The 15,306-nt window shown below is 44.7% G+C and carries 11 protein-coding genes; 6 read left to right on the forward strand and 5 right to left on the reverse strand.

Annotated elements, in window-relative coordinates; translation table 11 throughout:
- Positions 1-10: 10 nt before the first annotated feature.
- A complete protein-coding gene (locus N530_RS0106850; protein WP_026480099.1) occupies positions 11-1,573 on the forward strand; it encodes a CRTAC1 family protein in 1,563 nt (520 codons plus the stop codon).
- A 27-nt stretch (positions 1,574-1,600) separates the two neighbouring features.
- Here the strand turns inward: N530_RS0106850 and N530_RS0106855 are convergent, their stop codons facing one another.
- Positions 1,601-2,929: a cytochrome-c peroxidase gene (locus N530_RS0106855; RefSeq protein ID WP_026480100.1), complete on the reverse strand. Its 1,329-nt coding sequence runs from the start codon at positions 2,927-2,929 to the stop codon at positions 1,601-1,603.
- 221 nt (positions 2,930-3,150) lie between these two features.
- Between N530_RS0106855 and N530_RS0106860 the strand changes: the two genes are divergently transcribed.
- A complete protein-coding gene (locus N530_RS0106860; RefSeq protein WP_026480101.1) occupies positions 3,151-3,999 on the forward strand; it encodes a class I SAM-dependent methyltransferase in 849 nt (282 codons plus the stop codon).
- Positions 4,000-4,020: 21 nt separating this feature from the next.
- On the opposite strand, the gene N530_RS0106865 is transcribed toward N530_RS0106860, so the two are convergent.
- The 3 genes from N530_RS0106865 to N530_RS0106880 all read right to left on the reverse strand — a co-directional run bounded on the left by N530_RS0106865 (position 4,021) and on the right by N530_RS0106880 (position 9,718).
- Positions 4,021-5,211, reverse strand: coding sequence for a hypothetical protein (locus N530_RS0106865; protein ID WP_026480102.1), 1,191 nt, complete (start codon positions 5,209-5,211; stop codon positions 4,021-4,023).
- A gap of 236 nt (positions 5,212-5,447) precedes the next feature.
- Positions 5,448-7,040 carry a sulfatase-like hydrolase/transferase gene (locus tag N530_RS0106870; RefSeq protein WP_026480103.1) on the reverse strand — a complete coding sequence of 531 codons (1,593 nt, stop codon included), beginning with the start codon at positions 7,038-7,040 and terminating at the stop codon, positions 5,448-5,450.
- An 860-nt stretch (positions 7,041-7,900) separates the two neighbouring features.
- Positions 7,901-9,718: a nucleoside-diphosphate sugar epimerase/dehydratase gene (locus tag N530_RS0106880; protein WP_211097866.1), complete on the reverse strand. Its 1,818-nt coding sequence runs from the start codon at positions 9,716-9,718 to the stop codon at positions 7,901-7,903.
- Between the two features lie 751 nt (positions 9,719-10,469).
- On the opposite strand from N530_RS0106880, the gene N530_RS18565 reads away from it, so the two are divergent.
- Positions 10,470-11,390 (forward strand): methyltransferase domain-containing protein, encoded by a 921-nt coding sequence (locus N530_RS18565; RefSeq protein WP_051540801.1) that lies wholly within the window; start codon positions 10,470-10,472, stop codon positions 11,388-11,390.
- A gap of 578 nt (positions 11,391-11,968) precedes the next feature.
- On the opposite strand, the gene N530_RS0106890 is transcribed toward N530_RS18565, so the two are convergent.
- The gene (locus N530_RS0106890; RefSeq protein WP_026480105.1) at positions 11,969-12,484 is read right to left on the reverse strand and encodes a hypothetical protein; all 516 of its coding nucleotides are present in this window, start codon (positions 12,482-12,484) and stop codon (positions 11,969-11,971) included.
- A gap of 286 nt (positions 12,485-12,770) precedes the next feature.
- Between N530_RS0106890 and N530_RS0106895 the strand changes: the two genes are divergently transcribed.
- From N530_RS0106895 to N530_RS18835, 3 genes are all read left to right on the forward strand, one after another.
- Positions 12,771-13,136: a hypothetical protein gene (locus N530_RS0106895; protein ID WP_026480106.1), complete on the forward strand. Its 366-nt coding sequence runs from the start codon at positions 12,771-12,773 to the stop codon at positions 13,134-13,136.
- Complete coding sequence (locus tag N530_RS0106900; protein WP_026480107.1) at positions 13,133-14,806, forward strand: hypothetical protein; 1,674 nt, start codon at positions 13,133-13,135, stop codon at positions 14,804-14,806. The genes N530_RS0106895 and N530_RS0106900 overlap by 4 nt, the downstream gene beginning before the upstream one ends.
- Before the next feature lie 297 nt (positions 14,807-15,103).
- On the forward strand, positions 15,104-15,283 hold the full coding sequence (locus tag N530_RS18835) for a transposase (protein WP_081773908.1): 180 nt from the start codon (positions 15,104-15,106) through the stop codon (positions 15,281-15,283).
- The last annotated feature ends 23 nt before the right edge of the window (positions 15,284-15,306 follow it).

Here is a 15,306-nt window from a genome sequence, read left to right on the forward strand (position 1 = left end):
GCCCGCCGCATTGAACAAGTTTGCCCTCACACTGACTGCTCTTCTCACCTCATCGCTTGCTTTTGCAGATGATGTTAAGTTTGAGTCTCGCGCAAAGACTTTTGATTTTGAGCACATATATAATGGTGGCTGGGAGTTTTTTGTTGGCGGTGGCATGGCGACATTTGATTGTAATGGCGATGCCTTTCCCGATGTGTTTCTTGCAGGCGGCGAAAACATGTCGCGCATTGCGGTCAACACGACGACACAAGCAGGCGCTGCAATTCAGTTTCAAGATCTGCCGAATACTGGCGCTGAATTTGATTCAGTAACCGGTGCCTACCCTATCAACATTGATAATGATGAGCACATAGATTTGTTCGTCATGCGCGTGGGCGAGAACAAAATTCTGCGCGGCTTAGGAAACTGTCACTTTGAAGAAGCGAATACCCTGTGGCATTTCAATGGGCTTGATCGCTGGACCACATCCTTCTCGGCAACATGGGAAGAAAACGCAAGCTTGCCGACATTAGCCGTTGGCAATTATGTTGACCGCGATAATCCTGAAGGGCCGTTTGGTGCTTGCGATGTAAACCATCTGTACCGGCCGGAGGGCTTACATTACCAAGAACCTATAACGCTCGATCCGGGCTACTGCGCACTTTCCATGCTCTTTTCAGACTGGACGCGAAACGGACGCCGCGATCTACGCATTTCCAACGACCGCCATTATTATTTGCGTGACGGCGAGGAGCAAATGTTTCGCCTCGATGAAATGCGCTTCCTTACACGTGAAGACGGCTGGTTGCCTATTTCCGTTTGGGGAATGGGGATCGCCAGTCAGGATCTAAACGGCGATAAAGCGCCCGATATAATGCTCACATCTATGGGTGATCAGCTAATCCAATTTTATGCAGGCGGCGCAAAAATGGAAAATGCGCCGTTCAATATCGGCGCTTATGCACAGCGTCCCTATACCGGCGATGATGGTCGCCCTTCTACTGGTTGGCATGCAGAGTTTAACGACATAAATAATGATGGTCTTGCTGATCTTTTTATCGCCAAGGGCAATGTCGACCAAATGCCCGGCATGGCCATGAAAGACCCGAATAATCTACTCGTACAAAAACCGGATGGCACTTTTGTTGAGGTGGGACTTGAAGCAGGGCTTGCAGACACAGCCCGTTCACGTGGTGCTTCAATCGCAGATTTTAATCTGGATGGAAAACTGGATATCGCGGTTATGAACCGACGCGCCGCGTTCGATATCTATGAGAATGTGAGCACGAATAGCGGTAATTATACGTCTATCAAACTCCAACAAAACGACAGTAATGTTGATGCTATCGGCGCTTGGATTGAATTACGCACTGCATCTGACAGCAAAGTACAAACACAAGAAATCACAATCGGCGGCGGTCATGCCAGCGGTAAAATCGGTCCTACCCATTTTGGTTTAGGTTTAGCCAAGCAAGCAGAAATACGCGTCATATGGCCTGATGGCTCCACATCTGAATGGACAAAAATCGAGGCGAACAGCAGAATTATTGCTAAGCGCGGAGCCAACAATCAAATCGAGCTTAGCCCGATTTAAAGTTCACTTAACACAGCAACGGGTCGCTTACTTGTCGACCGGCAAACCGCTTGGCAGCGTGCTTGGCACACCAAGCCGCGAAGTCAGACTTTTCTTATCTTCCAAAGCACCCATAAAAGCCATTAAAGCATCAATCTCACCTGCTGCCAGTTTTACACCAGACCAGCGAACGGCATCTTTGATTGCTTGATTTTCTTTTGCATCTTCTAGTGCTGCCCAATCATTTTTAGGCGGCGTGTAGTCACTAAACTGGGCTTCACTTTTGTCGTAATAATCAACTGCCGTAGAGGGCTCGACATGCGCCTCAAGGAAATGACGCAAATTACGATAAGCGCCTGAATGTCCGTAAGGTGCAGTCAAAGTCACATTGCGTAAAGACGGCGTGCGAAATGCATATGCATCTTCAAGCCTTCCTGTAACTCGCATTCGGCCTGTGTCTTGACTATGGCTTTCGAACCGCTCGGCTTTTCCGGGGCCAATTTGCGGCACACCCATTGCATGAAACTTATGGTCTGTTTGAAACGGTCCTGTGTGGCAAGATGCGCATTGAGCTTTACCGTAGAACAAGTCCATGCCTTGCGCCGCGACATCATCAAGCTGCGCTTCGCCGCGAAGATAATTGTCGAACGGGCTCTCGTCTGATCGCCACTCAAAGGCGATAAATGCAGCAATAGCATTTGAAATATCTGTAAACCCGATTGGCTTGCCCTGCGCTATTTCAGGATCAACTTCATCGAACATCTTTTGATATTCATCAATCGCAGCAACACGCTTTGAGATAATATCCCACGCGCCATCGGTGCCTGTTATCAAACCGCGGCGAACAGCTTTAGCAACATCGTTCTCGCTATAATGCCCTGCCATTTCATCTGACGACAAAACTGGAAACATAGACTGCGCAGATAACACACCGGAGAACCCAACGGTCATGTCATCGTCTAGCGGTGTGCGTAATCCAGATTTTTTTGTCTCATCGGCTTCAAGTCGCCCATCATGAAACATGACAGTAAATTCTTTTGCGCCAAGGTTAAACAATGCCGGCGCATTACGCGGAATACGCTGCTCAGGAATATTGCTTTTATCAACCATCCGATCGGGCCCCAACCCGATACCGCCCTCGCCGATTGACAGTGAAACGCCGTCGGCAGTGCCAAGCTTTGGATGATGACATGTACCGCAGGAAATATTCTTGTTACCCGACAAAATAGGGTCCCAAAACAGCAGCTGGCCCAGCTGTGCCTGCTTCATATCAATTTCCACGAAGGCATCATCATCGACCGCTTTGATTTCGAGCGCATAAGCAAAAGGCAAATGTAAAAACATTGCTGTCGTCAATAATAAGGCTTGTTTTTTCATGCATTAAGCCTGCCATAAACAGTTTAATTTGCACAGAAAATTTTGGCTGTTATGAGAGATTTAAGCGTATTTTCGCTTGATGTTAAACACAAGCTCGCTCCCCTCTTCCGCCACAAGTTTGCTCAACACTTCGTCAAGTTCACCCGCTTCATCTTAAGAATATTGTAGTTCCTGACTGCTATCATTCTACAAGTTCATAAATATATGAAAGAGATTTAAGCGTGGATCAGCAGCAAGAAAACCACACTTCGAAAAACCTTGAAGATCACTCAGCCGGTCGTTTGGGCCGTGCGGTGAAGCAAATCAAAAATCTCGGTATAACCGGCATTATTGACCTTTTGAGAAAGCACGGCTTACGCGGTTCTTATCAATTCATCACGCGCAATATCCAACATTTATCAGCTAACTATTTTGCTAAACGTTGGGACCGAAAACACGGTGTCGACACCGCAGGTTCCATTCGGTTGGACTTGCTAAATGTTGTTGGCCCCAACAAAGATCTTGGTAATGAGTGTGTCTGTACGTCGCCGAGTAGTTTCCGTTTTATAATGGAAAATATGCCCGATGATATGGGCCAAAGTAACCGCACATTTATTGATCTTGGTTGCGGCAAGGGAAGAACTTTATTGCTCGCAGCACAATACAAGTTTCCCAAAATTGTTGGCGTTGAATTTGCATCGGAACTTGTGGATGTTGCCAAACTGAATATTGAGCAATTTTTCAAATCGGATGTGCGGAAAAACGATGTTAGTGTTCTTGAAGAAGACGCAACCAGCTATGTGTTTCCGGACACAGATTTGCTCGTTTATTTCTATAATCCATTTTCCAAACCCGTCTTCGACAAAGTGATTGAAAGCCTTTTAAATAACCTTGCCGAAAAACCGCGCAATTGCTTTATCGTATATGGCAGCTCAAGCCATGACGCGATCGGCTGGGCTGCTCCAACAATACTTGAAACCGGACATTTTAGTCAGCTACCAACTCGAAAAATGCCGTATTTTATCGACTCGATAAGAAGAATAAATTTTGCAATTTTCAAATATGAGGCAGACAAAAAGTCATCGATTTGAGTGATTGTAACGGCCACAGCCTTACCCTTGATCAGATCTGCCAAAGTTAAGAACCCGCCGCGTCAAAACGCGGTAAAGGGTAATCGGCAAATCCACAATTGCGGGCATTGGATCATCAATCTTGAAAGTTGCGCCGCAACGATTTTGTGCAACAGATTTAATGTAACCAAGGACCGAAAACTGTTTTCTTTGTATGAGTTTTACAGCAGCGAAAATATCGCGTGTTGCATAGCTCCAAGTGACACCTATTTCTGCGGTTTGGGGAATCGGATTGCCTTCCGCCTCCCCTTCAAATATTAATTTACCCAAATCCAGCGATGCACATTTACATAAACCGAACCATGACCAAGGCCGTGGGTTAACATCGAGAAGCTTCAGCTCTCCGTCTCGTTGATCGCGCTTAAATTCAATTTCGATCAAGCCAGTAAAATTTGCTGATCTAAGTAGTTTATGGGCACAGTTGATGACATCTTCGTCTTCTACGGTTTCAACAAATGTGCTTGTTAACCCAAAATCGACTGGATATTGCCGCGTTCGACGCGCAACAAACTCTCCAACCGGGCCATGTTTCGACCAATAGCCCGCATAGGAATATTGGTTGCTTCCGTCACCTGGTATGAGTTCTTGAAGCACGAGGTTTTGAATTCCGATTTGTTTTTCAGCACTGCTGATTTCAGCAGACAAATCCTCATCATTATCTATGCGAATAACCTTTTGCTTTGTGAGTTTATTTTCGCCGCCACCCATGTTTGGCTTTAGCACCAAAGGAAAGCGAAAGGATTGCTCTTCAAGGTCAGCGAGTGATTTTAATTGGTAAGTTTCAGGTATCGCTATCGAAAGCGCTTTAGCGCGCTCATAGAGCAAAGGCTTATCACACAGCCAATGAAGATCATGCCAATTGGGCGTAGGCATTTCGAAATGCTTTGACAAGCTATCATGATTTTCAGCGATGAATTGAACTTCCGCATCCCCACCAGCAATAATGATGTGGTTACGCAATTCATATTTTTCAGATACTTCTAGCAGAAACGCCAGCGCGCTTTGATTTTGTGGGCCGCTCCATCTGAGCGTTCGCGATATATGCCTCGACCACACAGCTAAATTAGAGTCTTTTGTGATGAAAGTTACACTGCCACCGCTAGCGCCTACACTTCTGGCAAGAGCAAGCGCGCCGTGAGATCCGCCAACAATAACTATACCTTCAATCGCCATTCAGCCACTCCAATTGGTATAGACATAGTTGCGAAAGGTTAAACTATTGTACGGCTTAAGTTTGGGAATTTGTTTTCGCTTGGAGAATAGGTCAAAATTGAAAGACTGGTTAAAAAACATTTGAGTTTGATCGGAAATAATCTGAAGACCCTATTTGTTATTGATCGTAAAAACGGACGTATTTAACACTTTTTTTGCAAGCCGCTTTGCAGTGAAACAGAAAGCCTAATGAGTGACTAACTATCGCTACCTACGTCATGGTCAAGCCAAAGCAGCCTACGCAGGTCAGCATCAAACTGGATCGCTTGATTGAGCTCTTCCTGTCCTAGCTGCTCCATTAGATTTTTCTTATCTGAATATAGCGAAACGCCGAGCGCTGCAGCACCTTCTGGTAGTTCGTAACCAAGCATTTCAAGAATGGTTGGATAAACATCCATCATAGAGGCGCTTCGATCAATTTCTTCTGGCTTAATGTTTGGACCAAAGGCCATAAAGAAGTTTCTACGTTCGAGCTTATTAAGCCGTGATGTAAAATCTGAGCCCATCATCAAATGGTCACTTTGGATAATGACAATTGTGTTTTCGAGCAGGCCATCAGCATCTAAAGAATGCAACATATCGCGCGTTAAAGCGTTTGCGCACTCAAGACCAATTCCCATAGGTTCCGTTGATTTGATCGCAATTGTACCATCCAAACAGCCAGCAGAAGGGTAGCCGGAAGGCGGGTGCCCGCCTATAGTCGCTAATGTTAGCAAGACAGGCTGATCCTTTTTTGAAAGCTTCCGAAAACTTTTCTCTGCGTGGATAAAAATTGCTTGGTCGCTTAAACCCCATTCATTCCTTTCATTGGGATAGTATTTATATAATTCTTGCAGGCCCATAACATTTTCAAAACCATGATCACGCGCAAAAAGATCTGTTCCAGCAAATCGAACATCTGCACCAATCATATACTCAGTATGATAACCATCTGATTTTAAGACGTCTCCTAAACACGTTATATTGGGCATGAAACGACCCTGGATGTGATCGGCATTTCGTGTTGTCAACCACGGCTGAATTAGCGGCACACCGCAAGTCGCTGCAATTGTACCAGCAATCGTCCACTCCGTATTTTTGACTTGAGAGATGTTCGTTGCGCTTAAGCCTTTTGTTTTAAATTCCAAAAGCGGTTGCATAACGGGTCCAAAATACTCTTCATTTTCGAGTGTTTGTTCAGCGCTCTCCAAGAAAATGTGAATGACATTCGGGCGATCTGAACCATCGTGTCTTATGTTGACAGCAGGGTGGTAGTACGCAGGAAGACTTTGCTGCTCACCAGCGCCTAAACCTAACCCCTGAGCAGTTTCGATAACAAAAGGGTTAAAGACTATCAAAGGAACAAAGGCGAACTTATCAATTTTTGAGAATAACGGACTTTGTCGTACGCCCATAATCATAGCTGCTATTATGATCAAAACACCTATCAAACAGAAAAGACCAAAGAGGAAATATTGCTTGGGTATTCCCTCCGATGTAAATCCATACACCGAGTGATAGATTAATGCCTGAACGTTGTAGTCCTCAAACAAAGTGTGCACGGTTGCCCAAAAAGCAAACATTAAAGCTGGGATGCTAAGATAGGCAAAACGGCGCCTCGTTGTAGTTTCACCGCTTAAATAAATGCGGAAAAGAAGAGCCAAAACAACAGTGTAGAAAAACACAACATACGAATATATAGGGAAGTCTGGACTAACATAAAAGTATAGCGCTGCCGTAATCACCCCCATGATAGCAGCAACAAGGATAAACTTTATAATACTAGATGCTATTATGAAATTTCGCATCATTGCCCCTCGCTCCTATTCAAGAAACATTTATATGCTTTTTGTTAAGATAAAGTTTGAGCGACTTTGATAGTATACAGCCTGCGCTTCCGATAAATACTGCCTAACACACGACCACAGGTTGGGTTTTTAGAAACTGTTAGTTAGGTTCATCAGAGGATGCACTGCTCCCCCGTACTTCGTTGTAGATTAAGTAACGTTGACCGGTAACCACAGCGCCGGACCTTCTCCACATACCTCGTTATGAATTGGCAATCGCCGCAGCGATATCGTATCAGTTAATTGGATCAACGTGTAACCAGAGCCGCAAAAATAAACAATATTTAACCGCAATGTGCGCGGCTTCATGTGTAAAATTGTTACAGATCGAAACTTATTTATACAGTAAGTGCCAGCCCGAACTTTAGCGCAAAGGCAAAATGGTTTATTAACTTGCCCAAGGCCTACCATTTATGCGAAATGCCGTGCAAAAACTTTACCAAGCTGGCGCAATGACACGCAAGCTAAAAAAGGACTGCAACAACATCGAGCTTGCAGAACTTTACAGTTACAAAATTTAATAGATCTGTTTTGCAGTATCACGGCATGAAAACAATTAGCGACCATTGTCAAACAACGCAGACGAACCGTTGGCGACCCCATAAGAAGCCTATCGATTTCACACACCCTTTGTGGGGCCGGAGGGCCCAGAATCTATTTGCATTTACAATAACTTACCACGAAGTGGGACTAAAATAAGAGAATTACAAATCAATGAGTTAGCTAGAAGAGTGTCCCACAAAATTCTGTGACATTGACTGTTTATGCAGCTCCACGAGAGAGTACATGTCATCAAATACAATCGCATCAAATCTTTAATTAAATCAATGTGCCGTATATTGCTCTGACGGTTTTTCTACGTATTTTTCAATTATATCGCGGACTGCTTTAGCGTCCCTCGCTTGCACGGCTTTTCTTAGTTGCTTGAACATTTGTGCAACCTCCGCTTGAGACAAAGACTTCTCGTTTGCGTGGAAAATCTTTTCATGTGGCGAGTTTATTTTTGAAACATTATCGATAAGGACTTCTTCGTATAGTTTTTCACCTGGTCGCAAACCTGTGATCTCAATCGTGATATCACCATTTGGATTTTCTTCATCGCATATTGTGCGACCTGCAAGCTCAATCATCTTGCGCGCAAGATCTATAATCTTAACCGGCTTACCCATATCTAGAACAAACAAATCATCGCCAGTTGAGTGAGAACCCGCAATCAAAACTAGGCGTGCAGCCTCTGGAATCGTCATAAAATAGCGCGTGACATCAGCATGCGTGACCGTTACAGGCCCGCCTTTAGCGATCTGCCTGTTAAACAAAGGCACGACGGAGCCGGATGATCCAAGCACATTTCCAAAACGTACCATTGAGTATTTAGTTTTGGTCGTTTTTGATTGAACATCATGAACAAGCTGTTCAGCAAGACGCTTCGTCGCTCCCATAACATTGGTAGGGCGAACAGCTTTATCGGTAGATATAAGAATAAACCGTTCAATTTCAGCGACACGCGCGGCATCTGCAACCTCAAAGGTACCGATTATATTGTTGCGTGCACCTTCAACTTCATTCTCTTCAACCATTGGAACATGCTTGTAAGCTGCTGCATGCAAAATGACCTCGACATCGTGAGTGCGGATGGCGGCATCGACAGCTGCTCTATCCGTAACAGACCCTAAACAGCGTACCATCTCAATATCGTTAGACTGCGTAAAAGCGCGTAACTCATTGTCGATTTCGTAGAGTGCATGTTCGCTACGTTCGAACATTACTAATTTGCGCGGATTAAATGATAGTAATTGCTTGCAAAGTTCAGAGCCAATTGAACCACCTGCGCCTGTCACCATAACACAGCGGCCAGCATAAGTGTTCTTCAATTCTGCGCTATCAAGATCAACAATATTACGATTCAACAGCTCATCTGGCGTAACCTGCCTCAGATCACTTACAGTATTGCGTCCAGAGATCAGATCTACGTAAGATGGTATGACTTGAATTTCACACCCTAACGTTGATAATTTTGAAACAAGTCTGGCACGGTCACCGCCTGTTAGAGAAGGAATTGCGATCAATACTCTTTGTATGATCCCCTTCTTGACAAGGCTCTCCAAAACGCTTGGCTTACAAACCTTCAAACCTGCAACAATCATTCCTTTGATTGATGGATTATCATCAACAAAACAATATGGGCGTACTTCTTTAGATTGTTTCAGAGCAAGCGCCAATTGTATGCCTGCTGAACCCGCCCCATAAATAGCAACAGAGTCCACCGTGTTATCCAACCTTGAAAGCGCTTGGATGAGATGTATAAAAACAATACGAGAAACAATAGCAAATAAGAAAAATGACGCGCCATATAAAATTGGCACGGATCGCGGCACCCCTGAATAAGCAAAGAAATCAACCAAACCAGCAATCGCGATTAACACAAAAGAAAAGCGGGCAAGCTTACTGATAGCCCATATGTCAAACGCATTTAATTTTAATCGATAAAGTTTGAAAAATAAGAGCGCAACGTAAGACAACACAATGATTGCGATAAGATCGCCGGAGTTCACGTAAGTTGTTGGATCTAAAATCCCTAAACGAAAGCCGAACGCAGCCCATAAACTAAATGGTAACAAAAAACCATCAAGAGCAATTGTCATTATGCTTTTGATTCGCCGAGGCAGATTTACTGGATCAATCGGCAGCAACCATCGTAAATATTTCTTCATAAATATAAACCACTAATATATCAATTGCGCCATGGTCACACAACTACAGCCTCAAAGCCGCAATTTCTACAAAAAATCGCTTAAATAAATATGCATAATGAAAGACATTCAAAATACGCCAACGGATACCCGAAAGAATAAAGTGCGGTTACCCGCTATACATGTTCGCCATGCCCGGGATAATCCCCATAATTTAGTGGCGGCATGGCGCGCAAACTTCTAGAACCACCGGCCGAATTCAAGCCTCGCTGGCCTGCCCCCCCCCTGGAACATGCTGATCAGTCGGCGAACAATCAAAATCTGAACAGTGCTAACTTATAAATGTGAACTCAACGGGGAGCAGCTCATGTTGAAACGAAGTGCTGTCAAAGCTCTACTTTACCGTTTATTGGAGGCAGATCAGCCGCTACTTAGACACTTTTGAATTAAAACTTAATGTGGAACGATGGAAAAACAGCAATAATTGCAGTTGCAATCAGAATGTTAGTCCGCATTTATACCATAGTTAAATCCTGCACCAGTTATCAAAATTAAAGACAGCTCCTGAGGTCATCTCTCACAGTCTGACTAGCTAGCGGATTTAAAAATATGTAGCGATTGGTATGAGATTTTCATGTTTCCAAAACTGAATCTAGGGTATTGACCCAACAAATAATATAATTTGTAATTGAGGATTAACGTTATGAAGGTCATAGATATCGGGTGTGGGAGAAAAAAAATTCCTGGGAGTATAGGAATAGATTTTTCTGATTACGCTGATGTAGATATAAAATTGGATTTGAATACCTCTAAACTACCCTTCAAAGACAATTCAATAGATTTTGTTCATACGTCACATTGCCTTGAACATTTATCTCATGTTGGTTTTCTAAATATGATTGGCGAAATGTATCGGGTATGTAAATCGGCGGGTACGATTTTTATTGCTGTACCCTACTTTCAACAATCAGCAAATTTGGCCAATCCATTCCACAATAATAACATTTGTTTTAATGAACATACCTTTCGTTTTTTTTCCAGCGATCAAGATTGTCCACCTGCTTTAGTTCCTCAAGATTACATCTCACCGTCATGTCCACAATGGGGACTGCGTTACAGTGCGGTTGATGAGATTGCCATTGAACTTAAACTTGAAAAGCTTGAGTATCTGTATTTCAAAGAATACGAAAACTGTGATGAAGATTATTTGAGAGACTGTCGCAAACGCTATTTAGGTGTTGTCGAGAGTATTCACTACTGGCTTAAACCAATCAAACCTGCACCGACATATTTTGACAATACCACTATGGAAAAGCAAACAGCCGAAGATATAATAAAATTCATTAACGGGCAGCAAGAATATCTGAAAAACCAAATAGACTGGCTTCAAAATTTAAAAGACAAAAATTTCTCTAATTCGCATCCCGTTGAAAAACTAAAAAATAAGAATGTCGGCAGTTACTTAGATGAAATATTAATTCCAAATGCCGTTTTACTTAATAGCAATTCAGCATTGTATACTTTAGAAGGAATGATTTGCCCATACCATGAAGTCGTACGAAACTACGACAAGACAATCCAATCGATCCGCGTTTGCATTGATGACATTAATGATAACCTGTAGATTTTCGATAATTTGCCCCAAACACTTTATCCGTAACTGGGCACTGGCGTTCGCGAGTATCTGAAATTGTATTCATCTCCCGCGTCCTTAATCCATGAGCCTAATAAAATGACATAATCATCGCCTCCTAAAGCCTTTAAAACCTGAACTACGTATTGGCCAACCCCTCAGTGGACTGGGTAATCCTTCCTAAAATAAAGGTGTTTCAAACTAGAATTTTCTCGGCATAATGGACCAGGAGATTTTGAATGAAAACGACCCGATATAGTGAAACGCAGATCATGGCGATTCTTCACCAAGCTGCTCTTCATTGTACCGTCGCAGAAACGAATTCTTTTGGAAGAGTTCCATATTCCATAAGTCGGCGAATACTTACGATCTTTAAGCCAAAGATCTTATCGTTGCCATTTAGCAGGGGAGCCAAGAGACTTTGCCTCTTTCATCCCCTCGCTAAATAATAATGACCGTGGCTCGGCTAAAGAAGCCTGCGCCCGCACCACTCATCAAGATTTAGCTTTACCCCTTCCATCACCATCCTCGCCGGAAGCAGAGCTGCAGGCAGCTCTTGCTCTAGTTTGTCATTCTTTGAACCCGTATAGCCGTCCACCCGCAGCCTTCGCTTTCTGTGTGATCTCACGCGCAATCATTTCGATTGGATAATTGCTCCATGTGAACGGCAGTTCTGCGCCTAAGCAGTTAAGAGCGTTCAGTCCTGAAATCGCTGTCTCCATGACAATGAGCTCTTGCTCGATAAGTTCGATTGCGCAATCGCGGTAATTAAACCAGCCAGCTGAGTTTAGAAAATCCTTGTACTTTTCTAATTCTTGATCTGATCCATCGGCTGAAAAAGGTGTGTCTGTGTATGCACAGAAGATGGCCCCCTTTTCGCCCGAGCTAAAACTCGTCGCATCACATTTGTCCGTTCTCACGGACAATATTTTGATTATTTCCAGCAATAGTTTTTTGTTTTCTAAAAGCTGTCTTCGTAATTTTTGATAGGTAGGCGCTTTTACAATGATGGCATCATTAACGTGCTCTGCGCTCATATTCTCAAGCAGATCACTTGAGAGTTGTTCTTCATAATAGTTCGACATCGTGGACCTCATACGCCAACATTTTGCACCCATCAGCATTGTCTCAAAGAATCATGAAAATGTAAAAACGTGAGCGCCATAAAACAGCGCAAACCTTATTTGCTTTTTCTTTGCAGCCTTTTTTGGTATTTTGAGAATGAAGGCAAAAGAGGCTTAGCCAGCTATGACGGATATCCGCCTAAGGGCGAATAATCCATCAACTGGTCAGGGGGAATAATCCCCCGTGAACCCCCTCCATTTTATGAGAATGTCGAAGTCGGAGACTAGAAAACGCGATGTACAGATATTGGTGCGCCTTTCTGAAGAAGAAGCGGCAGCCCTTGATTCTGTGCGCGGTAAGCGCTCTAGACCTGAGTGGCTGCGCCTACAGCTTCAGACTGCCGTGCCTTCTCTTGACGTTGCCCCTGAGCCTAAAAAGAAGAAGCCTTCATTCCGATTTAATAAACAAGACGCGTCGTTAAATAACGAATTACTGACGGCCAACATAAACGTTGCGCGCAACACCGGTGCTATTATCCAGTTGGCTAAAGCAGTTCGCATTCATGGCAATGCACCATCACTGCATGCTGACATAGAGGGCCACCTAAGCGCTGGTAAAAAAGTGTTAGCTGAAATCCAATCGGCTCTGCGCAGTGCGGAGGAAGCTCAATGATCAATTGGCTCAAACCGCATGACGGCCATGATGCTTTGAGAAAGCATTTGCTAAAGACCGGTGATAACGAGCAGATCAATATCACTGCCAGCGGCCTGATCAGCGACGACATGGCTGAGCAGTTTGGTGAGCTACAATTGCTTGCCAAAGGAGCGCGCACGTCAAACCCATTCTTTCATATGTTTGCATCGCCATCGCTTACCTATTCTGAAAAAGACTGGGAATTCTATTGGGCGTTTTTAGAAGAAGAGTTCGGGCTTGAGGCGCAGCCCTATATCGAGGTGGAGCATGTTAAGTTTGGTGCTGGCGGGCGCCTACCGCCGCATAAGCACCGCTTGTATTTAAGAATATTGCCCAACGGCAAATGTATCAGCGATAGCCATTCAGCAGCACGCATACACAAGGTGGCGCGCCTATCAGAGATCGCAGCAGGCGAAACACTGACCGACGGTCCTTACAACGCTTCGATTGTGAAAGCCTTAGAGGCTGAGGGCAAGCTCGCTGTTGCAGAGCATCTAAAAAGCAAAGGCTTTGAGGAACGGGTTTCATCAACAAAAGTCAGTCCTGATGAGCGTGCTGAAGCCAAGCGCAGAAAAGATATCGCACCGAAGGAAATTATTCGCCGTGCATATGCTGCATGGGCATTAAGCGATACAGGCCGCGCATTGGACCAATCGCTACAAAACCATGGGCTGTTGTTGTTTGAAGGGCGCAATGGCCGCCCCATGGTGCTGACACCTGGCGGAGCAGAAAAGCGTTTGGCATCTCTGATCAATTCAGGATCATCAGCAGAAAAAGGCAGCAAACCACGGCTCAAAGACCTATTGCAGAAGCTGGGCGACATGCAGCTGCGCACACGGGCAAAAGCTCTATCGCTCCATAATATTTTGGGACTAAACGAAGAGCATGATGCGAGCGTTACAGGCATAACCCATCGCGCACTATTGGCTGAGGTTCCACCAACCGTACCAGACATTGTGGATGATGATGAAGGTACGATCTTCACTGATCCCACTGAGGACGCGGCAAGCTTCACAGAGCCACCGCAAGCTGCACCTGTCTTCATCGCGCCGCAGCCTTTGATTGAGCCCGTAATCCGTACCGTTTTAACCGACGCACAAATTGCGGCCATAGAAGCGTTTGAAGAAGATCTGGATGGCGGCGCCGAAATGCGCGTAAAGCAATTAATTGCAGAGCAAACCGCTGAATCTAAGAAACGAGTACAACAGCAGGAAAGAGCCGTTCGGCGCGCAAGGAGGTTGGCTACCGAAGGGTGCATCGGACAGATTGGTTTTGCGGAAATATTCAAAGCCAAGCTTGCAGGCGTTCCGGCTGAATATGGCGCTCAGATCAGGTGGGTACAGAGCCTGCCAGGTCCGGTAAAACAAATACAGCTGAAAACCGGTGCAGCACTCGTTTCGACACCGAACCTAATCACATCACCCAATGCTTCAATCGAGGCGATGAAACTCATGGTGGCATATGCAATCGAACGGCAATGGGATCCTGTCGAGGTAACCGGAGGGTCACTCGCCTGGCAGGCGGCCATCAAGCAGATAATGCGCGATCAGGGCTTAAACATAGCCGGAGAAGAATCCACCATTGCAGAGCCAGCGCACTACGAAGAACATGACGAAGAGGTGCCACTACCATCCAGACCGGCATTTTAGTTTTCTAAGGCAAGGCTCAGAAAAGCAGAGTTTTTTTGGAGATTGGCCATCGCTCGTGTTCGCGTACGCGAACATGGGGAATTGATGACGGCTGAATAGGTAGCAAACATTCATTTCCATTAAAACTTGTAGTTGTAAAGCCATTGATAGCGTTACCAGATCCGTCAATGTTGCTCGGTTTTCAATCTCTTCATATACTAGGGTGTGAGCCTAATTCAATAACTTGAGTTTGCTTGCGAAGGTGTGACCCACGATTTCTATTGATGAAAATTGTAATGGCATGAATTGATCTAACAGATGAGGAATGGGCGGTTGTTGCTCCCCTTCTTCCCAAAACAAGGCCGCGGCCCCGTGCGCAAGGAGGATCGGAAAGTCCTCAATGGCATTTTCTATATTCTGCGTACCGGCGCACCGTGGCGCGACCTAGCAGATCGATATGGTCCCCATACCACAGTCTATAATCGCTATGTTCGATGAAGTGAAGAGGGTGTCTGGCAGGG

The sequence above is a fragment of the Ahrensia sp. 13_GOM-1096m genome (genome assembly GCF_000620605.1).
GTDB lineage: Bacteria > Pseudomonadota > Alphaproteobacteria > Rhizobiales > Rhizobiaceae > Ahrensia > Ahrensia kielensis.

What these genes read in the sequence shown, in the direction of transcription:
- N530_RS0106855 (WP_026480100.1), bottom strand. Translation starts at nt 2,929, where the DNA reads ATGAAAAAACAAGCCTTATTATTGACGACAGCAATGTTTTTACATTTG.
- N530_RS0106865 (WP_026480102.1), bottom strand. Translation starts at nt 5,211, where the DNA reads ATGGCGATTGAAGGTATAGTTATTGTTGGCGGATCTCACGGCGCGCTT.
- N530_RS0106870 (WP_026480103.1), bottom strand. Translation starts at nt 7,040, where the DNA reads ATGATGCGAAATTTCATAATAGCATCTAGTATTATAAAGTTTATCCTT.
- N530_RS0106880 (WP_211097866.1), bottom strand. Translation starts at nt 9,718, where the DNA reads ATGACAATTGCTCTTGATGGTTTTTTGTTACCATTTAGTTTATGGGCT.
- N530_RS18565 (WP_051540801.1), top strand. Translation starts at nt 10,470, where the DNA reads ATGAAGGTCATAGATATCGGGTGTGGGAGAAAAAAAATTCCTGGGAGT.
- N530_RS0106890 (WP_026480105.1), bottom strand. Translation starts at nt 12,484, where the DNA reads ATGTCGAACTATTATGAAGAACAACTCTCAAGTGATCTGCTTGAGAAT.
- N530_RS0106900 (WP_026480107.1), top strand. Translation starts at nt 13,133, where the DNA reads ATGATCAATTGGCTCAAACCGCATGACGGCCATGATGCTTTGAGAAAG.
- N530_RS18835 (WP_081773908.1), top strand. Translation starts at nt 15,104, where the DNA reads ATGAGGAATGGGCGGTTGTTGCTCCCCTTCTTCCCAAAACAAGGCCGC.